This is a genomic window from Gryllotalpicola protaetiae (assembly GCF_003627055.1).
In the GTDB taxonomy this organism is placed as follows: Bacteria; Actinomycetota; Actinomycetes; order Actinomycetales; family Microbacteriaceae; genus Gryllotalpicola; species Gryllotalpicola protaetiae.
In genome coordinates, this window is record NZ_CP032624.1 from 452,683 (window position 1) to 471,752 (window position 19,070).

The following is a 19,070-nucleotide window of genomic DNA, read 5'->3' on the forward strand; positions in this document are numbered from 1 at the left end:
AGATAACCGCCCTAGACTCGCCGCATGGCTCGCAAGGTGAAGTCCAAGACCAAGACCAAAGAGCTCGTGAAAGTCGACAAGCAGGGGCAGGTGAAGGGCCGCTTCATTCCGAACACGATCGAGAGATCCGTTGACACGCTCGTCGGCGTCCACCGCCCCGCAGTCGTTGCGCACCTCAACGCGATCAAGCGCAAGCATCCCGACGCCTCGGTCGAGCAGCTGCACTGGGTGCTCGAGCGCCGTTACCTCGCCACCGTCACCAGCACGGGTGCGGCGACCGGCGCGACCGCCGTCATCCCGGCCGTCGGCACCGCGACCGCGCTCGCGCTCTCCGCCGCAGAGACCGTCGCGTTCCTCGAGACCACCGCCCTGTTCGCCCAGTCGGTCGCCGAGCTGCACGGCATCAGCGTCGACGAGCCCGAGCGCACCCGCACCCTCGTGCTCGCACTGATGCTCGGCCACGAGGGCAGCGACATCGTCAAGCAGTTCGGCCTCGAGATGCTGAACGAAGACGTCACACGCGCCGGCTACTGGGGCGCGATCGTGAGCGACTCCGTGCCGACGGCCGTGCTCAAGCCCGTGCTGAACAAGCTGAAGACGATGTTCTTCAAGAAGGTCGCCGCCAAGCAGGCGGGCTCGATCATCGGCCGTGCGCTGCCCTACGGCATCGGGGCCGTCGTCGGTGGAGTCGGCAACAACCTGCTCGGCCGCCGCGTCGTGAACGCGGCCAGGAACGCGTTCCCGCCGGCCGACGTCATCGTGCTCGACGACGAGATCGCGAAGCGGGCGCTGGCGGCGCACGGCTAAGAGGCGGACGCCTCGCCCGAGTGCAGGGCCGCGTGGTGGTCCCACTCCTCCATGAGGAATCCGATCGCCTCGTGGAACCGCTTCGTCGCCGCACCCTGCGTCGTGTCGCCGAAGTAGTAGTCGACCCACTTGCGCAGGTGGGCGGCCGCAGCCTCGTCGTGCGCCATCGTGTCGATGACCGAGGCGACGGATGCCGCGTCGGAGGCCTGCAGCCAATCGGCGTCGGACAGATAACCGCCCTCGTCGATCTCGGCCCCAGGGTTCACGGGCCGGGTGACGAGCAGCGGCTTGCCGGCGGCGAGCCGGTCGTAGACCATCGCCGAGATGTCCACGATCGCCATGTCGGCGACGGCCAGCTGCCAGCCGAGCTCGGGGCCGTCGTCGAAGACATGGTGCGCGGTCGGGTTGGCGGCGTTCGCAGCCCGCAGCGCGGCGATGATCCGGTGGTTCGCCTCGCCGTACGCGCGGTGCACCGCACCGCTGCGAGGGTGCGGCCGATAGATCACGCGGTAGCGCGGGTCGGCGAGCAGGCTCGCGACGAGCGCCTCGCCGTGACTCGCGATCGAGCCGTAGGCTGCCGCCGGCCGGTCGCCCTCCCACGTGGGCGCGTAGAGCACGACCTGCCGCTCGTCGGGCGTGAACGGCAGCTTCCCTGAGTAGTGGTCGGCCTGCGGCCGCCCGATCTTGATGGCGCGCCGATCGATGTCCCAGTCCCACAGCACGCGGCCGAGGCGAGCGAGCGCGGCATCCCCCGCAACCAGGGCGTAGTCGTACGCCTTGAACTGGTTGGTGGTCATGTACATCTTGTCGCTCTCGCCATGGTTGATGAACACATGCCAGCGCTGGCCGTAGCGCATCATCTGGAAGTTGCGCATGTTCTGGTTGACGTAGAGGACGATGCGGATGTCTTGGTCGGCTATGAATCTCTCGATGTCGACCACGGTCTTGAGGTAGGCGACGGGCACCGGTGACTCGCGCAGCAGCGGCTCGGCGCCCGTGATGGTGCGCGACATGATGACGACCGGCCAGCGCTTGGCGAGCTCGGCGAGCGGCTTGTACCACTGACGCACCTGGTACAGGTTGACGTCGCCGTCGGCGAAGTACACGGCGATCTTGAACTCGTGCGCCGGCAGAGGCGGGGCCGCGCGCAGCCGCTCGCGGTACCACCGGCGGGCGCGACGGCGATCGAACGCCTTGCGCACGAGGCGGACCGCGGAGCGCGCGTCCTTCAGAAGTCCCATCGCGACCAGGGTATCGGCGGCAGGTAAGCGCCCGCTGATACCGTTTGAGGCATGGGTCGCTTCACCTTCGCAGCGGGCAATGTGCGCAAGATCGCGGCCCTTCCTCTTTACGCGTTCGGGCGCGTCGCCGCTGGCGTCGTACCGCGCCGCCGCGATCTGTGGGCGTTCGGGTCAGGTGTGGGCGTCGGTGAGGGTGCGCTGGCGCTGCTCGAGCACGTGCGCGCGCACGACGCGAGCGCACACGTAGTGTGGCTGGCGCGCAATCAGAGAGATATAGCGGATGCCCGTGCGCTCGGCATCCCCGCCGCGTTGCGCTATTCGTGGCAGGGGTTCCGGCTGACGCTGCGGGCGAGGGTGCTGGTCGTGACCCACGGCTTCGGCGATGTGAACCGCTTCGCGACGCGCCGTGCGTTCGTCGTGAACGTGTGGCACGGCATCCCGTTCAAGAGGTTGCGCATCGACTCGCCGGAGGCGATGCGCGTGCCCATCATCGGCCGGCTGCCTTTCGTCGGCCGCTGGGTGCGTCGCGCGTTCGGCCGCTCGGGTCGCGGCATCTCGCTGTTCGCGACGGCGTCGCCGCTGTCGGCCGCGCGCATCCGCTCGGCGTTCGCGCTGACACCGCGGCAAGCCGTTGTGACGGGCGACCCGCGCGACGACGTGCTGCTCGCCGGATCGGCGGAGGCGCGCGAGCGCACCGCACGCTCGCGCATCTCGGTCGCGCTGGGCGAGCCGCGTGCGCTCAGCGCGCGCATCGTGATGTACGCGCCGACCTGGCGCGACGGGCGCGCTCACCCCGCCGTTCCTTCCGCTGACGAGTGGGCCGAGCTCGACGCGCTGCTCGAACGCACCGACTCGCTGCTGCTCATCCGCTCGCACCCGCTCGGCCGCGGCGATTTCGCGGCCGGCGTCGCCGCGAGCTCCCGGGTGCTGCAGCTCGGCGCCGAGCTGCAGCCGGACATCACGCCGGTGCTGCCCGCCGTGGACACGCTCATCACGGACTATTCGTCGATCGCGTTCGACTTCGCGCTCACGGGCGGCGCGATCCTGTTCCTCGCACCCGATGTCGCCGAGTACGTCGGCCGCCGCGGCGCCTACGAGCCCTACGCCGACTTCTCGGGGGGTCGCGAGGTCGCCAGCTGGGTGTCGCTTCTTCCGGTTCTCGGTGCGGTGCTGACGGATTCCTCGGCCCGCACTCCCTTCGTCGAGCACGCCGCCTGGCTGGCCGACAGGTACCACGCGTTCCACGACGGCCGCGCTACCGAGCGCCTCTACGAGTTGATCGGGCGCCGCCTCGCCGGCGAGGTCGATGCCATGCCACCGGCGCCGCCGTCGATCGCGGCCTCCGTGCCGCTCCGGGTCGACGCGGTGCGCGTCGCGCCCGCCGGCACCGGGTTCGCGCTTGCCGTCGAGGGGTCGCTCGGTGCCGCGACGCCTGAGACGGTGCTGCTGCGCGGCACGCGTGCGGTGCTTCCCGGGACCGTCGAGGTCGCAGACGGTCGTTGGCTCGCCCGCATCCCGCTCGAGGTCGAGGTGTGGGGCGCAGCGCCCACCCCGCCGCGCTCCGGCGAATATGCCCTCACGCTCATGAATGCCGGCTGTCATCCGCTGGAGCTCGACACAGCCGCCGCGCTGCCGCCTGCGCGGCGCTACGGCGCCGCCTTCCGTGTCGCAGTGTCGGCGGCCCGCGGTGCGATCACCGTCGAGCTCTCTGCCCCGCTGGCCGACGCCGAGGTCGGCGCAGTGAATCAGCGGCGCCTCTATGCCGCCTATCGCGCGAACACCGCGCCGCTCGAGAAGGCCGTGTTCTTCGAGAGCTACTTCGGCAACAACGTCTCGTGCAACCCGCTGGGCATCGACCGTGCGCTCGCGGCGTCGCACCCCGAGGTGATCCGCTACTGGTCGGTCGCCGACGCCTCGGTGCCAGTGCCTGACGGCGCGATTCGGGTCATCGACGGCAGCGCCGAGTGGTGGCGCGCTCGTGCGACCTCTCGTCTGCTCGTCGTCAACGACTGGCTGCGCAAGCGCTGGCGCAAACGGCCGGGGCAGACCGTGCTGCAGACCTGGCACGGCACGCCGCTCAAGAAGCTCGCCCTCGACAAGTCTGGCCTGCGGCCGCGCGCCCGACTCGCGGCCAGGGCAGAGAGCTCCCGCTGGGACGTCCTGCTCGCCCAGAACCCGTTCAGCGCCGATGTATTCCGATCGGCGTATGCATTCCGCGGCCCGATCTGGGACGAGGGGTACCCGCGCAACGACGTCGTCGCACGGAACGAGGTCGGGCCGAGCATCCGCACGCGCCTCGGCATCGACGCAGACGCGACCGTCGTGCTCTACGCGCCCACCTGGCGCGACGATCGACCGGGCGCCGTCGACCACCTCGACGTCGCCGCTTTCGCGCGGCGGCTCGGGCCGGGGTTCGTCACCCTGATCCGAGGACACTCGCGCACGCTGCAGCCCGGCGCCTCCGTCACCGCGCCAGGTGTCATCGACGTCACCGGCTACCCGGAGATCAGCGAGCTGTACCTCGCCGCCGACATCCTCATCACCGACTATTCCTCGGTCATGTTCGACTTCAGTGTCACCGGCAAGCCGATCTTCTTCTACGTGCCGGACTTCGAGCACTACCGCGACCAGACCCGCGGCTTCACCTTCGACCTGTTCCCGGTCGCGCCGGGGCCGGTGACGACGAGCCTGACCGAGCTGGCGGATGCCGTGGCAGACGCTTCACCGGCCGCCGTCACGCACGCGACCCGCTACGCCGAGTGGCGTGCGCGGTTCAACCCGCAGGACGACGGCCACGCAGGCGAGCGGGTCGTCGAGCGCATCTTCGACGAGGGACTGCTGTAGCCCGCTTCAGCGACCGGTGAACTCAGCGAGGTTTCGCGTCAGCTTGAGGAACCCGAGGATGAAACCGAAGCCCCACGTGAAGTGGATCACCGGCAGCACGACCACGAACCACGCCATCGCCTTGAGCCCGTGCGCGCGGGCGATGACGCTCGCGGCGATCACGATCAGCAGGTAGCCGGCGGGGATCACGAAGCCGAGCAGCCACCACGGTGACATCTCTGAGAGCAGGCCGGCGATGATGCCGAGCACGATCAGCACGACAGCGATCGGCGGCGCCCAGTAACGCAGGCCGTTGTTCGCCGGGAAGCGGCGGGCGAGCTCGCCGCGCCAGACCCCGGTCGAGAAGAACTGCTTCGCGAGAGCGAGCACGCTCGCGCGGGGCCGGTAGCCGACCTTGAGCGCAGGGGTGAACCAGACCACGCCGCCGCGTGAACGGATGCGCCGGTTGAGCTCCCAGTCCTGACCGCGCTTGAACCCCTCGTCGAACAGGCCGGCGTCGATGAGGCTCTGGCGGCGGAAGACGCCGAGATAGACCGTCTCAGCCGGCCCTTCCTTGCCACTCGTGTGGTGGCGGGTGCCACCGAGGCCGATGCGACTGCCGTAGGCCACGGCGACCGCCTGCTCGAAGGCCGTGACGCCCTGCGCGTCCATCACGCCGCCGACGTTGTCTGCGCCCGTGCGCTGCATCACCTCGACGGCGGTGCGCGTGTAGTCGGCGGGCAGGATCGAGTGCGCGTCGACGCGCACGACGACAGGGTACGAGGATGCTTCGATCGCCCGGTTCAGACCGGAAGGCGTCGCCCCGTCGGGGTTGCGGACAACCGTGATGCGGGGCTCGGCCGCGAGAAGCGCCGCCACTGCGGCATCCGTGCCATCGCTACTCGGCCCGAGCGCCAGCACGACCTCCGACGGCCCCGCGTAGTCCTGCGCGAGCAGGCTGGCGACCGCCGCTGCCACGTGCTCCTCTTCATTGAGGACGGGCATCACGTACGAGACGCCGGGCTGCTCACCCAGATCGTGGAAGTCGTGCGTCATGGATTCCAGTCGTTCGGCGGACCTCCAGCCTACCAATCGGCAGGCTGGAGTCCGCTGAAACGACGGGCGCCGCGCGGCCCCGCAAGGTGGTTACGGCCGTTACGACTGCGGCGAGTAGCTGCCCAGGGTGACGTCGGTCTGGTAGGTCTTGCCGTCGCGCACATAGGTGAGCTTGACGGTCGAGCCTGCAGCCGCCGAGCGGATCTGCGCCGTCAGGTCGTCGGAACTCGTGATCGGAACGCCGCCCACGTTGGTGACGACGTCACCCGCCTTGAGACCCGCGTTGCCCGCAGCGCTGCCCGAGTTCACCGACTCGATGTGAGCGCCGACGGTCGTGGCATCCTGCTGGGCAGCCGCATTGCTCACGGTCGCACCGAGCAGGCCGTGGGTCGCCTTGCCGCTGTCCTTCAGCTCATCGGCGATGCGGTGCGCGACCGCCGCGGGGATCGCGAAGCCGACGCCGATGTTTCCCGACTGCGTCGAACCGTCGCTCGAGCCGGTGCTCGCGATGGCGACGTTGATGCCGACGAGCTCGCCGCTGTCGTTGAGCAGCGCGCCACCCGAGTTGCCGGGGTTGATCGCGGCATCCGTCTGAATCGCGGGCACGAAGATGCTGCTGGTGTCAGAGGACTGCTGGCCCTGGTCGAACGGGTTGCCACCCCCGAAGCCGCCGCCGAACGGGTTCTGGTCGTCGTTGCCGCCGCTGCCGCCCGCCTGCTTCGGCGCGCTCGACTCGAGGGTCACGCTGCGGTTCAGCGCGCTGACGATGCCGTCGGTGACGGTGCCCTGCAGGCCGAGCGGCGCACCGATCGCGATCACCTGGTCGCCGACGTTGAGCTTCGTCGAATCGCCCCAGTTGATCGGGGTGAGGCCGGACGCGTTGTTCAGCTTGATGACGGCGAGGTCGTCGGTCGGATCCGTGCCGATGACCTTGGCCGTGTAGAGCGAGCCGTCATTGGTCTGCACCTGGATCTGGCCGTCGGACTCGTCGCCGTCGAGCGTCACGACGTGCGTGTTGGTCAGGATGTAGCCGTCATCGGTCAGGATCACGCCCGACCCCGTGCCGGATTCCTGCTGCCCCGTCACGTTGATCGTGACCACGCTGTTCGAGGCCTTCGCGGCGACGGCGGTGACCTGCGTCGCGTTCTTCGGGTCCTGCACGGTGATGTTCGAGGCGCCGCTACCGCCGCCGCTGATGCTCACGGGGGTGCCACTGTTGTGGTTCGCGAGAGCGTTGACGCCGCCCGCGACACCGCCGCCGAGCAGTCCGCCGACGACCAGAGCGGCCGCGATGATCGCGATCGACTTGCCGGTCAGGGTGCTCCTGGGCTTCTGGACCTGCGGCTGGCCAGGTTGGCCGGGCTGGGGCTGCTGGCCGATGTTCATCGGCTGCGGCGAGGTGAACTGCGCGTAGTAGGGGTGCTGCTGGGGCTGCTGGGGGGCCTGCTGCTGAGGCTGCGCGTACCCGCCGAGCGGCTGCGTCGGCTGCGTGTGCTGGTAGCCGGGCTGGTACGTGCCCGGGTACGGCTGGGTCGACTGCGGAGGCTGCTGCGCCGCCGGCTGTGCGGGCTGGCCCGGCTGCTGCGACGCATACTCACCCCATCGCGGAGCCTGCGGCGCGGCCGGCTGAGCAGGCGTCGCAGGCTGCTGAGGGGCGGATGCCTGCGCGGGCGCCTGCCATTCGGGCTGCTGCGCCGCGGTCGGGTTCTCGGGCTGGGCGCTCTCGGGCTGCTCTGGGTTCACAGGCTCGTTCGCGTTGTCGCTCATGGGTGTCGCTCCTTTTCCAAGCACGTCAAGCATCCGACGCGAAGCTGTGCGGACGTTATGACGACTCTTGGAGGCGTCTCGAATATCGCCAAGTGTTACGGGCGACTAGTTGCCATGAGTTAACAACCTGGTCCTGAGGGATTTTCGTCGCACGTCTTGCCGACCAGCACGGTCTTCACGCCCTTCACCGTCACGGTGATCGGGTCGGAGGTCAGGCCCAGCGTACCCGCGATGTCGGCCCACCCCTGGCCTGCGAACTGATAGCGAGCGGCGAATTCGACGGTGACGGTCACCGCGTACGTGCCTCGCTCTGCATAGGCGTGGCTGGTGGGTGTTCTCGAGAAGGCAGGCAGGCCGGATGCCTCCCACGTCAGCCCCGGCGTCGCGGCCGACTGCCCCATCCCGTCGCCGTACCGCCAATCGTATGCGACCGGGGTGAAGTGCACGGTCACGGGCTGTCCGAGCAGCTCGCCCGCCTGCTCCCGCTCCCCCGCGCTCGCGATGAAGTTGGTCTCGGCCCCGGCGATCGTCCACCCGTCCGGTTCGGACACGACGGTCGGATTCCCCACGAGGAACCGTGCCACGTCGACAACCCCGGGCGCACCCGGCGTCGAAGCCGGCGCGGTCCCGGTCGACCCCGGGCACCCATCACTCGAGTCGCAAACCACCCCGCGAGGGTTGGCGCCGCCCTTCCAAGGCACTGGGGGTGGTACAGAATCCCCATCCGCGTCATGTCTCGTCCCTGAAGCAGTGGAAGGTTGGCGCGGCGAGGCTGAATCTCCATGAGTTTCGGCATTCACGTCAGCGCCATGCTCCTCCCAGTGGCCCGAGGTCGCGGGATCAGCGGCTCCCAGATAACCACCGCCTAGAAGGGCGATCACCAACGCGGCTCCGGCTAAGCCTTGCAAATTCCGCCACCGCTCCAGTAGTCGATCGACTGGACGACGAGTTTGTTGGAGGACGTGCCCTCAAGCTCGATCAGGTAGGACACGAAATCCGCGCGACTCGGGTCAACGAGGGACATGCCCGTGTCGTCCAGAATGTCCACACCAGAAAGGTCCTCGCAAACGTACATCCGAATCACCGCCTCACCACCGTCTTGACGATGAGATTCGAGCTGAGTGTTGTTGATGACAGTGCTCCCGGTCGCGTGAGCGTGTTGCGATCGGTATTTCGCCGCAGTCTCTTGCTCGTGTTTATAGCCGTCTGCCGACACGAGCGAGCGCAGCGGGCCGGGGTCCGTCCACCCGGCACTAGCCACGCGATCAGATGCTGCCTCGAATTGCGTAAAGGTGGTTGTCGCCGCTGCGAGGGCGTCGGCGTCTGACGTGAAGACCGGGGTCGGGGTTGATTTCGGAGTCTTGGTCGGCTCGGCCGCGGGGTGCGACGGCGTGCAGGCGGCCAGCAACGAGGCGGCGAGCGCGAGCGCGCATGCTGCGAGGACCGTGCGACCAGGAATCCGCATGGCCCAAAGGTAGGCCATCGCCGAAAACCGGTGCCTGGTCTTTCCACAGGCGCGCACGGTTCGTCACGATCCGCACGATTCGTCACCCCGATCGTCGCGTTCGGGGTGACACATCGTGCGTCGGGTGATCGGCACGGCCCTAGCGTTGACCTCATGCAGATTCCCGGACCCTGGCGCCGCGCAGCGGCCGGCGCCGGCCTGCTCGCGGCCGACGGCAGCACCGCGTCCACGATCTTCGCCGAGATGAGCGCCCTCGCGCTCACGACGAACGCGATCAACCTCGGCCAGGGATTCCCCGACGAAGACGGCCCTCGCGAAGTCCTCGACGCGGCATCCGAAGCGATCAAGAACGGCGTCAATCAGTACCCGCCCGGCATCGGAATCCCGCAGCTCCGCCACGCGATCGCCGACCACCAGCACCACTTCTACGGCCTCGAGTACGACCCCGACCGCGAGGTGCTCGTCACAGCCGGCGCGACCGAGGCCCTCGCCGCCACCCTGCTCGCCCTGGTCGAGCCCGGCGACGAGGTCGTCACGTTCGAGCCGTTCTATGACGCATACGGCGCCCTCATCGGCCTCGCCGGCGGCACCCACGTCACGGTCCCCCTCAAAGCCCCTGAATTCACGCCGGATCTCGACCAGCTGACCGCGAGCGTCACCGACAAGACCAAGGTCATCCTCGTCAACAACCCGCACAACCCGACCGGCGCGACTTTCGACGACGCGACGCTGCGAACCATCGTCGAGCTCGCCGAACGGCACGGCGCCTACATCGTCACCGACGAGGTCTACGAGCACCTGCGGTTCGAGACGCCGCACACGCCCATCGCGAGCATCCCTGGGGCATCCGACCGGACCATCTCGATCTCCAGCGGCGGAAAGACGTTCGCGACCACCGGCTGGAAGATCGGCTGGGTCATGGCGAAGCCCGAGCTGATCACCGCGATCCTCGCGGTCAAGCAGTTCCTCACCTACGTCAACGGGGCGCCGTTCCAGCCCGCCATCGCGGTCGGCCTGGGACTGCCCGACGCGTTCTTCCAGACGGTGGCCACCACGCTCAAAGCCAAGCGCGACCTGCTCAGCGCCGGGTTGCGCACCGCAGGATTCGACGTGTTCCCCTCGCGCGGCTCCTATTTCGTGGTGGCGGATGCCGCACCCCTCGGCTTCCCCGACGCCGTCGAGTTCTGCCGCGAGCTCCCGCACCGAGCCGGCGTCGTGGCGATCCCGCTGTCGGCCTTCTACTCGGATGCCAACCGAGACCAGGCCAAGTCGCTCGTGCGCTTCGCGTTCTGCAAGAAGGTCGACGTGCTCGAGGAAGCGAGCGGGCGGCTCGCCGGGCTGCGTGGCTGATCGTTTCGAGACGCGCCTTCGGTCCTCGCGAGCGCAGCTCGCGCGGCGAACGCTCAACGATCGGTGATCGGCTCCACGCGATAACGCCGCAGCGCGAGCGCCGGATTCACGCCACGCACGTCGCGCACCCGCTCTGACGAGACGACGGCGAGCGCTGCATCCGCCTCGTCTTCGAGCTCGGCCAACACGATGCCCATGGGGTCGACGATCAGCGATGCGCCGACTCCCACGGGCGGGATGTGGTCAGACGCCGCCACATAGACCGTGTTCTCGATCGCCCGCGCCGTGATCAACGTGCGCCAGTGATGCAGCTTGAGATTGCCGTGCACCCACTCGCTCGGCACGAGCACGAGCTCGGCCCCGGCGTCGACGATGCGGCGTGTCACCTCGGGGAAGCGCAGGTCGTAGCAGGTCTGCAGCCCGACGGTCAGGCCACCGGCGGCGAACACCTGGGGCTCGGCCAGCTCGCCGGGCGCCACCCACTCGGACTCCCGTGCGCCGAACGCGTCGTACAGATGCTGCTTGCGATAGCTCGCCACAAGGCCTTTGCCTGGCGCGACGGCCACGACGGTGTTCGTGAAGCGGCCGGGCTGGTCAGACGTCTCCGCCATTCCTGCCACGACCGTGACCCCGCGCTCGTCGGCGAGCGCCGACAGCGCCTCGACGAACGGCCCGTCGAGGGGCTCGGCCGCGTCGAGAAAGGCCGCCCCCACCGGGTTCACGAAGAACGATGAGTACTCGGGAAAGACGGCCAGCTGGGCGCCGCGTTCGGCCGCGGCATCCGTCAGCGCACGGATCGTCTCGAGGTTGGCATCGGTGTCAGCGCCCGGCGCGAACTGTGCGACGGCGACCGAGAGCTCACTCACGATTCGACTCTATAGACCACAGTGCGCAGGCCGGAGAGGCCGGACAGATACTCGACGGTGAACCGTCCGAGCGCATCGAATTCCTCCGGCGTCGCGCACGGATGCTCGCCGCCGACGGTCCACCAGAAGCGGTCCCCCGCGTGCTCGTGGAAAAGGTCGAACACGAGTGGAATGGGCTGACCAGAAGCATCCGTCAGCTGCTCGATGAACATGGCGACGTGATCGAGCCAGCGCACATACTTCTCATGGTTGTCACCACCAGGCAGAACGGATGCCACCGACATTGGCGCCGTGTTGTGACCGGCGTCGCCGTGCGTGAGCGGATTCACCGAGCTCCAGTGCAGCACGATGGGGATCCCGGCTTCATGCGCATCGCGGATCTGTCTGGCGAGCGTCAGGAACGGGACCCCGGCGACGTTGTGCCCGGCCAGCACTTCGATGCCACCGATCTCGAAGACGGTCGCATGGGCATCGATCGGAGGCGTCTCCGCCATGCCCCAGAGCCTACGGAAGTCGGCCCTCGATTTCGCGAGTGGTTCACAAGCTGGTAAAGTGATCTCTTGTGACGCGGGGTGGAGCAGCTCGGTAGCTCGCTGGGCTCATAACCCAGAGGTCGCAGGTTCAAATCCTGTCCCCGCAACCAATAACCCCCGGTCAGAGGCAATTCTGACCGGGGGTTCCTCTTTGTCTAGCCGACCTGCACCTGCGCGAACAGCTCGGTCAGCGCCTCGGTGTAGACGGTCTCGAAGTCGATCAGCTTCGCCCAGCTCGGCGTGATCGTCACGGTCGCCCACTCCGGGTGCAGCGGGGCGAGGGCAGAGTCGATGAACCCCGTGACGTCGGCGCCGAGCGTGCGTGTCGTCGCATCGAGGTACTGGTCGGGTAGTCCCTCGCTGAGTTCGACCGCGGCGGTGCCGCGCACGAGCAATGCCCTCGCCGGCCACGCCCCGGTCGTGTCGATCGACAGCGCGATGCGCGGGTCGGCCTGCAGTGCGGCGACTTTCCGCGCGTGCAACGGTGACGACACCCGGAACAGGCCGTCATTGAGCGTGTACGAGATCGGCACGGACCGCGGCGCGCCGTCGAGTCCGGTGTAGGCGATGTGGGCGGGGATGTTCGAGGCGAACAACTCCTGAGCGAGCGGGCTCGACAGTATTTCGGTGACGGATTCCGGGGTCACGCGCGCACGCTAGGCATCCACCCGCCGCCCGGCAATGCGCGAATGCGCGTAACCTCCGCCGGGCCGCGCCGCGTAAACGCGAGCGTACCGACCACGACATGGGCACGCTCGGTCATCCTGCGACGCTAGCCGCGGGCGAGGACGACATCGTGCTGCGTTACGTCGTGTTCCTCGCCGATGAGCCCGCGGCGCTGCGCGATGCGGATCGCCTGCACGCGGTCGTGGCAGTCGAGCTTCTCGTAGATGTGCTCGACGTGCTTGCGCACGGTGCGGGGGCTGATGCGCAGCACGAATCCGATCTGGGTCGCGGTCAGCCCCTCGGCGAGCAGGTGGAGAACCGCGGTCTCGCGGCCGGTGAGCGGCGACTCGGCCGCCGACGCCGGCCCGCGCTGCGTCGCCTTGAAGGTGTCGAAGGCCGCAACCAAGGGCTGCACGGCGGCCGCGACCCCCATCTCGGCATCCGTGAAATCACTCTCGGCGCGGTTGAGGACCCAACCCGCCCAGACCGTGCCCGGCATCGGACGCAGCGGGATGGCGAGCTGGTGCTTCATACCCATCGGCACGAACAGCTCGCGGTACACACGATGCTCGAGCCAGGCGCGCCCCGGCACGATGTCGCTGAGCCGTCGCGGGGCGACCGACATACGGTCGGCCACGAAGGCGATCAGCATCGGATGCTCGAAGAACGTGTCCATGAGAGGAACGAGGACCGAGTCGCTCGTGAGCACAGGGGTGTCGCTCCACACCGCGACCTGGCGCATGGCCCCGTCGCCCTCGAGGGCTCCCGCGGAATCCGCCTGCACGAGCCGGCGCAGCGCGCCTGCGACAACCGATGCCCGGTCGGCGCTCAGCCAGCTGCCCTCGAGGTCATAGCTGAGGCCGAGCACACGATTCAGGACATCCGTCATGATTCCCCCCGCCCGCGGGAAACGCCGTCACCAATGGTGCAAACGATGGTACGACCATGGTGAGCAAACGTCACCCGCGGGCGGAGGCGACCGTTACGCGCGCGGCGGCGCGGCGCGATGCGTGGGACCGGCGGATGCCAGCTCGAGCACCTTCTGCAGCGAGTAGTACGCCTGCTTCGGCTGCTGGTTCACGTCGTAGATGCAGGCGTAGCCCTCGCCCGAGAAGGTGCTGGGCACCCAGGAATCCGAATCGGTCCAGCCCCAGACCGTGAACGAGATCACCTGGGGCACGGAGACCGCAGCCGACAGCATCGCCGCGTACTCGAACGGCTGTGCGAACTGGGCGAGGCTGTCGGTCGGCACCTGCGTGTCGGGGCCATCCACGAAGGTGCGCACGTCGGCTTCGGTGATGGCGATCTTGAGGCCGATTGACGCGTAGCGCTCGAGATCGCTCTGGAAGCGCTGCGGGTCGAAGCCGTACTGAGTGTCGAGATGAGCCTGGGTTCCCACTCCGTGGATCGGCACCCCGGCATCCCGCTGCTGCCTCACCCAGGCGAAGACGGCGTCACTCTTCGCGTTCGTGCCGTCCTCGCCGGTGATGTTGTAGTCGTTGTAGAACAGCAGCGCGTTCGGATCGGCCTGGTGCGCCCACTTGAACGCCTGCGGAATGATGTCGGCCCCCGCGTTCGCCACCCACCAGTTGTTCGGGTCGATGCCCGAGGGGTCGGCGTCGGTGAAGAACTCATTCGCGACATCCCACTGCCAGATCTTGCCCTTGTACCGGCCGAGCTCGGTGAAGATGTGCTTCTCAAGGAGGCTCCACAGCTGGGTCTTCGTGATCGTGCCCGCAGCGACACCGTCGGTCAGCCAGGTGGGCAGCTGGTTGTGCCACAGCAGGGTGTGGCCGCGAACGAGCTGGTGGTTCGCCCGAGCGAAGGCGACGAGCTGGTCGGCATCCGTCCAGTCATACGTGCCCTGCGTGTTGGGCTCGACCGTCTGCCACTTCATCGCGTTGGCGCCGGTCACGACCGAGAACTGGCCGCCGGAGATGCTGCCCCACTTCGTGATGTCGTCGGGTGTCAGCGCGCTGCCGATCGGCAGGTTGATCGCCGCACCGAGTGCCCGCAGCGACTGGGGGTCGCCGCTTCCGACGGGCTTCGGGCCGCGCTTGCCGGTGTCGGCGAGCGCCGGGGCCGCGGTGGCGACACCGCCCGCCAGAATCGCTGCCGCACCGACCGCGCCCATCGTGAGCACGCTTCGTCGTTCCATGTTCCAGTACCTCCAAGTACACCGTTGTCTTTGGGCCCGGTCAGGCTACGTGGCCCCCTTTATGGGGGCAACCTATGAATTCCTATGGATGCCTGCCGGCCACCCATGAATCGCTTCAGTCGGCGTGGAAACTTTTCCAGTCTTGCGCCGCCGTTGACGTGATAATGACTCGCTGATACGTTTCAAGAAAGCGATTTCTTGGCCCTTCTGCCGTGCACCTCTCGATGTGATCAACGGGGCCGCATCGGGCGCACGCGCGCCCACGACGTAGTGGGCGAACGGGCCGACAGCCCCGTCGTCGGGTGCGCCGCGCACACCCGACAATTCGTGCGACTCAGCTATGGAGATCCGTGTGCGAAAACTGAACCGTTCGCTCGCTGTCGTCGTCCCCGTGGTGCTGCTCGTCGGCGTGTTCGCGCCGTCGGCATTCGCCTCGCAGGGCGCCGGGCGTGCGTACCCGTACAACCAGCCGGGTGACAAGGACTACGTCACCAACACCAACGTCATCGAGCGGTACTCGCCCGACGCCGGGAACAACGAAAGCTACAAGGTGGTGGCGAACCGCGCCAAAGCCAATGCAGCGTTCACCGCGAACCCGATCACCGTCGACGGCGTCAAGGACCCGGCCTGGAACCAGGCGAAGGCCTACCCGATCGGCAACAAGTTCAACGCGACGATGACCGGCGACGACCCCGGCGCCACGGCATCCGGCACCCTCAGGGTCATGTGGGACGGGCCGGTGCTCTACGGCCTCGTCCAGGTCAGCGGGGACAGCACGGAGTCCGACAGCGGAACGCCGAACTGGAACACCGCGAGCTACGCGCCCAACACCGACGGCATCTTCGTCTCGATGGACGTGTACAACGACCAGTGGGGCCTCGAGACCGACACCCAGGGCACGTTCTTCCTCGGGGCCAATCCGAACCTCACCTCGGTCACGTCCTTCAACAACGCGGGAATCCCCTCGCTCGGCTCGTTCTTCAACCCGGCCAACCAGGACTACTCGACGCGGCTCCAGGCCTTCAAGTCCTCGGGCTATACCGCAGGCTCCGGCGTGAATTACACCTACGAGTTCGCGCTGCAGATCGAGGGCTGGGGCGACGACCCGAACCGAAAGATCGGCAACGGGACGCAGATCGGGCTCGAGGTCGGCAACTACGACCAGGGCAACTCGTTCACGTACTGGAGCAAGACGCAGTACTTCGCCGGCCAGGAGGCCGGCTCGAACCTGCCGAACTCCGAGCGCATCCGCAACCGCGACTGGGGCGTCGTGACGCTCAGCGGCTGGAACGGGCGCACCCCGTTCGCCTACAGCGGCTGGCCTGCCGATGAGGACATCCGGTTCTGGGACTCGAAGAGCAATCCAGGCGGCTCAGGCACGGGGCTGGAAGCCGGCGACGACGGTGATGACAGCGCCGTCTGGACACCGGCGACGAAGAACCGCATGGTCGCCGCGAAGGCTGCGTATCTGGCGCTCAAGAACAAGCCGCATGTCAGCCGGGCGCAAGAGGAAGCGGCCGTGAAGAAGGTGACAGACGCCTTCGCCGGTCTGCGCTGGGCCGACACGAAGTATCCGGATCCGAACGATCTGCCTGAGGATCAGACCGTCCCGAGCCCGCTGACGTTCTTCGATCCGCGCAAGGGCACCAACGGCGCCGTCACCAACTCGGCACAGTGGCAGCAGCGCAAGCAAGAACTGCTCAGCCTGGCCCAGTTCTACGAGTACGGCTACAAGCCGGTGCTCGGCACGGACTACACGATCACCGTGACCGGCAACAGCTATGACGGCACCGGCAATCCCGTTGTCACCGCCCAGGTCGTCCCGACGAACAAGAACTTCAACGGCGGCGTCCCCGTGAGCATCTCGATCCCGATCACGCTTCCCGCGTCGGTTCCCGGCGGCGGCAAGGCCGCGATCGGATTCAGCACCAACTTCACGGCCAACGGAATCGCTAACGTCACCTTCCCGTTCTGGGCGGGCGACAATCGAACGGATGCCGGCGCTTGGGGCAATCCGAACCGTGTCGGCACCTTCTACACGCTGTTCCCGTACCAGCGGAACAGCACGTCGGCCGATTCGAGCATCCTGATCGCCAACGCGACCGCGGTCTCGGTCTACCTCGACGCGCTGCAGGCCGCGGTGGCCCAGAACCCGGCGCTCGCCGCAAAGATCGACCCGAGCCGTGCGGTGACGAAGGGGTTCTCGATCAACGGCAAGGAGGCGTTCGTCGCCGCCATCTTCGATGACCGGGTCAAGGCGGTCATCGCAGGCGGAGCGGGGGCCACCGGGCCTGCGAACTGGCGATACAACGCGCAGGGTCAGGAATACGACTTCAGCAATACGGCGTACTACAACCCGGGAGCCGAGAAGGTCGTGTCGCATGGCACCGAGGGTCCGGGCAACTCCTACCGCCACAACCGTGTGCGCGAGACCGAGTTGTTCCGGCACTTCATGCCGACGGGTCACATGTATGCGCACGAGGACGGGTCATACGGCTACGGCGACTACAGCAAACTGCCGTTCGACCAGGCCGACCTGGTCGCGACCCTCGCGCCTGACCGTGCGATCATCATCGATACCAACCTGAACGACTACAACGACGGAGCCACCACCGACAACATGAGCCTCGAGATCGCCAAGAGCGTGTACAACAACCTCGGGGCCGACGGTGACGACTTGGTCAAGTTCAACAGCGGGAAGTACGTCTCATCCGGCGATCCCCACGGTGCGGCGGATGCTGCGCCGGAAGGCCGCTACCTGAGCGACTTCCTCTACGGGACGAAGACGATGACCGCAGCCGATGCCACTCAGCTCGGCACCGACCCGTACTCGTTGAAGGTCTCCAACAACCAGACGGAGAGTCCCTACGACTACTACTGGGGCGGGTACAACACGATCACCGGCGGTACCGACGGCATCAGCGGCTCGAGCGGCTGGTACTTCTCGGGCTTCGACTCCGAGGCCAAGGGACTGCGCCAGACGGTGAGCGGGTGGCGCCTTCCCGGCAACGTCCCCTCTTCGCTCGCGAAGCGGCTCGATGACGCCGTCTCGAAGTCGCATGCCGGAAACACGGCGGCGGCCATCGGGGCTCTGAACGGATTCATCGGCCAGGTACAGGGGCTGAGGGCATCCGGGCGAGTGCCTTCGGCGCAGATCGCGGCGACGGTCGCCTCGGCGGAGCAGCTCGTGCTCGAGCTCAATTCCTCAGGGAAACACCTCAGGTAGACACCGCCGGCACACGGGAGGGCCCGGCCGGATCACCCGGTCGAGCCCTCCCTCGCGCTCGACGCCCTGATCACCAGTTCCGGCTGGAATTGCACGGCCTGCGGCTTCGCGCCGAGGTCCTCCACTTCGCTGAACAGAAGCTGCACCGCGGTCTCTCCCATGAGCGCGGCGGGCTGCCGTACAGAGGTCAGCGGAACGATCGACGCGCTGGCGAAGTCGATGTCGTCGTAGCCGACGAACGCGATGTCGTCGGGAACACGCACTTCGCCCGATGCGGCCAGGACCTGGAGCGCGCCGATCGCGAGGAGGTCGTTCGACGCGAAGATCGCATCGGGGCGATCGGCTTCGGCACGGGCGAGAATCCGCCGCGCCACTTCGCTGCCCGCCTGCACGGTCGACGCCGACGCCTCGATGACCTCGAGCGCCGCGCCGGGATGGGCGGCGACCGCCGAACGCGCGCCGGCGAGCCGATCGCTCACCTGCCGGAACGACGCGGGGCCGCCCAGAAAGGCGATCCGCCGACGGCCGCTCTCGAGCAGATGGTTCGCGGCGATCGAACCGCCGGCGACATCGTCGACCGAGACGGAGCTGAAGGCGGAGTCCGCCGACACTCGGTCGACGAGCACGGCGCGGGTGCCCCGCTGACGCAGCTTGTGAAGCCGCGCACTCACATCGCCGATGGGCGAGATGAGGACTCCGCGAACGCGCTGCTGCTCGAAAAGGTCGAGATAGCCGGATTCGCGGGCGCTGTCCTCGTCGCTGTTGCCGAGCACGACCGAGAAGCCGAATCGCGCCGCATAATCCTCTGCGCCCCGGGCGAGTTCCGTGAAGAACGGGTTTCGCACGTCGAGGATCAGGAGCCCGATGGCGGTGCTGCTTCCCAATCGAAGCTGGCGGGCGGCGTCATTGCGGACGAATCCGAGTTTGTCGATCGCGTCCTGAACACGCTGCAGCGTCGCCGCGGTCACCTTCTCGGGGCTGTTCAAGACGTTCGACACGGTGCCAACGGAGACGCCGGCCAGCCTTGCCACGTCTTTCACGCTCACGGTGCCCACGGAAATCGATATTAGGGCCGACTTGCAACGGAGTTCGGCGATGTGGAACCATCGATC

Annotated in this window: 15 protein-coding genes and 1 tRNA gene; 5 read left to right on the forward strand and 11 right to left on the reverse strand. The window is 67.8% G+C overall.

Annotation, left to right across the window (positions count from 1 at the left end):
* Positions 1-24 precede the first annotated feature (24 nt).
* Positions 25-807, forward strand: a complete 783-nt coding sequence (locus D7I44_RS02365) for a hypothetical protein (protein ID WP_120788016.1) — start codon at positions 25-27, stop codon at positions 805-807.
* Here D7I44_RS02365 and D7I44_RS02370 read toward each other — a convergent pair.
* Positions 804-2,048 carry a CDP-glycerol glycerophosphotransferase family protein gene (locus D7I44_RS02370; RefSeq protein WP_120788017.1) on the reverse strand — a complete coding sequence of 415 codons (1,245 nt, stop codon included), beginning with the start codon at positions 2,046-2,048 and terminating at the stop codon, positions 804-806. The genes D7I44_RS02365 and D7I44_RS02370 overlap by 4 nt on opposite strands.
* A gap of 51 nt (positions 2,049-2,099) precedes the next feature.
* On the opposite strand from D7I44_RS02370, the gene D7I44_RS02375 reads away from it, so the two are divergent.
* Positions 2,100-4,892 carry a CDP-glycerol glycerophosphotransferase family protein gene (locus tag D7I44_RS02375; protein ID WP_120788018.1) on the forward strand — a complete coding sequence of 931 codons (2,793 nt, stop codon included), beginning with the start codon at positions 2,100-2,102 and terminating at the stop codon, positions 4,890-4,892.
* 6 nt (positions 4,893-4,898) lie between these two features.
* Here D7I44_RS02375 and D7I44_RS02380 read toward each other — a convergent pair whose 3' ends face one another.
* The 4 genes from D7I44_RS02380 to D7I44_RS02395 form a co-directional block, all read right to left on the reverse strand.
* Positions 4,899-5,927 carry a glycosyltransferase family 2 protein gene (locus tag D7I44_RS02380; RefSeq protein WP_120788019.1) on the reverse strand — a complete coding sequence of 343 codons (1,029 nt, stop codon included), beginning with the start codon at positions 5,925-5,927 and terminating at the stop codon, positions 4,899-4,901.
* Positions 5,928-6,026: 99 nt separating this feature from the next.
* A complete protein-coding gene (locus D7I44_RS02385; RefSeq protein ID WP_120788020.1) occupies positions 6,027-7,694 on the reverse strand; it encodes a S1C family serine protease in 1,668 nt (555 codons plus the stop codon).
* Positions 7,695-7,813: 119 nt separating this feature from the next.
* Positions 7,814-8,278 carry a PKD domain-containing protein gene (locus tag D7I44_RS02390; protein ID WP_120788021.1) on the reverse strand — a complete coding sequence of 155 codons (465 nt, stop codon included), beginning with the start codon at positions 8,276-8,278 and terminating at the stop codon, positions 7,814-7,816.
* 311 nt (positions 8,279-8,589) lie between these two features.
* A complete protein-coding gene (locus tag D7I44_RS02395; RefSeq protein WP_162940012.1) occupies positions 8,590-9,159 on the reverse strand; it encodes a hypothetical protein in 570 nt (189 codons plus the stop codon).
* A gap of 153 nt (positions 9,160-9,312) precedes the next feature.
* Between D7I44_RS02395 and D7I44_RS02400 the strand changes: the two genes are divergently transcribed.
* Positions 9,313-10,509, forward strand: a complete 1,197-nt coding sequence (locus D7I44_RS02400; protein WP_120788023.1) for a pyridoxal phosphate-dependent aminotransferase — start codon at positions 9,313-9,315, stop codon at positions 10,507-10,509.
* Positions 10,510-10,562: 53 nt separating this feature from the next.
* Here D7I44_RS02400 and D7I44_RS02405 read toward each other — a convergent pair whose 3' ends face one another.
* Entirely contained in the window at positions 10,563-11,378 is an 816-nt protein-coding gene (locus tag D7I44_RS02405; RefSeq protein WP_120788024.1) for a carbon-nitrogen hydrolase family protein, read from the reverse strand.
* Positions 11,372-11,869, reverse strand: coding sequence for a glycosyl hydrolase (locus D7I44_RS02410; RefSeq protein ID WP_120788025.1), 498 nt, complete (start codon positions 11,867-11,869; stop codon positions 11,372-11,374). Before D7I44_RS02410 ends, D7I44_RS02405 begins: the two co-directional genes overlap by 7 nt.
* Before the next feature lie 72 nt (positions 11,870-11,941).
* Here D7I44_RS02410 and D7I44_RS02415 point away from each other — a divergent pair.
* A tRNA-Met gene (locus tag D7I44_RS02415) sits at positions 11,942-12,018 on the forward strand.
* A gap of 45 nt (positions 12,019-12,063) precedes the next feature.
* On the opposite strand, the gene D7I44_RS02420 is transcribed toward D7I44_RS02415, so the two are convergent.
* The 3 genes from D7I44_RS02420 to D7I44_RS02430 all read right to left on the reverse strand — a co-directional run bounded on the left by D7I44_RS02420 (position 12,064) and on the right by D7I44_RS02430 (position 14,732).
* On the reverse strand, positions 12,064-12,555 hold the full coding sequence (locus tag D7I44_RS02420; protein ID WP_120788026.1) for a pyridoxamine 5'-phosphate oxidase family protein: 492 nt from the start codon (positions 12,553-12,555) through the stop codon (positions 12,064-12,066).
* A gap of 125 nt (positions 12,556-12,680) precedes the next feature.
* Positions 12,681-13,463, reverse strand: coding sequence for a helix-turn-helix transcriptional regulator (locus D7I44_RS02425; protein ID WP_120788027.1), 783 nt, complete (start codon positions 13,461-13,463; stop codon positions 12,681-12,683).
* 93 nt (positions 13,464-13,556) lie between these two features.
* Positions 13,557-14,732: an endo-1,4-beta-xylanase gene (locus tag D7I44_RS02430; RefSeq protein ID WP_120788028.1), complete on the reverse strand. Its 1,176-nt coding sequence runs from the start codon at positions 14,730-14,732 to the stop codon at positions 13,557-13,559.
* A 352-nt stretch (positions 14,733-15,084) separates the two neighbouring features.
* Between D7I44_RS02430 and D7I44_RS02435 the strand changes: the two genes are divergently transcribed.
* The gene (locus D7I44_RS02435; protein ID WP_162940013.1) at positions 15,085-17,958 is read left to right on the forward strand and encodes a glucuronyl esterase domain-containing protein; all 2,874 of its coding nucleotides are present in this window, start codon (positions 15,085-15,087) and stop codon (positions 17,956-17,958) included.
* Between the two features lie 32 nt (positions 17,959-17,990).
* Here the strand turns inward: D7I44_RS02435 and D7I44_RS02440 are convergent, their stop codons facing one another.
* A complete protein-coding gene (locus D7I44_RS02440) occupies positions 17,991-18,989 on the reverse strand; it encodes a LacI family DNA-binding transcriptional regulator (protein ID WP_342768596.1) in 999 nt (332 codons plus the stop codon).
* Positions 18,990-19,070 lie beyond the last annotated feature (81 nt).

Coding starts and splice junctions, on each gene's coding strand:
- D7I44_RS02370 (WP_120788017.1), bottom strand. CDS start 2,048: ATGGGACTTCTGAAGGACGCGCGCTCCGCGGTCCGCCTCGTGCGCAAG.
- D7I44_RS02380 (WP_120788019.1), bottom strand. CDS start 5,927: ATGACGCACGACTTCCACGATCTGGGTGAGCAGCCCGGCGTCTCGTAC.
- D7I44_RS02385 (WP_120788020.1), bottom strand. CDS start 7,694: ATGAGCGACAACGCGAACGAGCCTGTGAACCCAGAGCAGCCCGAGAGC.
- D7I44_RS02430 (WP_120788028.1), bottom strand. CDS start 14,732: ATGGAACGACGAAGCGTGCTCACGATGGGCGCGGTCGGTGCGGCAGCG.
- D7I44_RS02425 (WP_120788027.1), bottom strand. CDS start 13,463: ATGACGGATGTCCTGAATCGTGTGCTCGGCCTCAGCTATGACCTCGAG.
- D7I44_RS02365 (WP_120788016.1), top strand. CDS start 25: ATGGCTCGCAAGGTGAAGTCCAAGACCAAGACCAAAGAGCTCGTGAAA.
- D7I44_RS02395 (WP_162940012.1), bottom strand. CDS start 9,159: ATGCGGATTCCTGGTCGCACGGTCCTCGCAGCATGCGCGCTCGCGCTC.
- D7I44_RS02410 (WP_120788025.1), bottom strand. CDS start 11,869: ATGGCGGAGACGCCTCCGATCGATGCCCATGCGACCGTCTTCGAGATC.
- D7I44_RS02375 (WP_120788018.1), top strand. CDS start 2,100: ATGGGTCGCTTCACCTTCGCAGCGGGCAATGTGCGCAAGATCGCGGCC.
- D7I44_RS02400 (WP_120788023.1), top strand. CDS start 9,313: ATGCAGATTCCCGGACCCTGGCGCCGCGCAGCGGCCGGCGCCGGCCTG.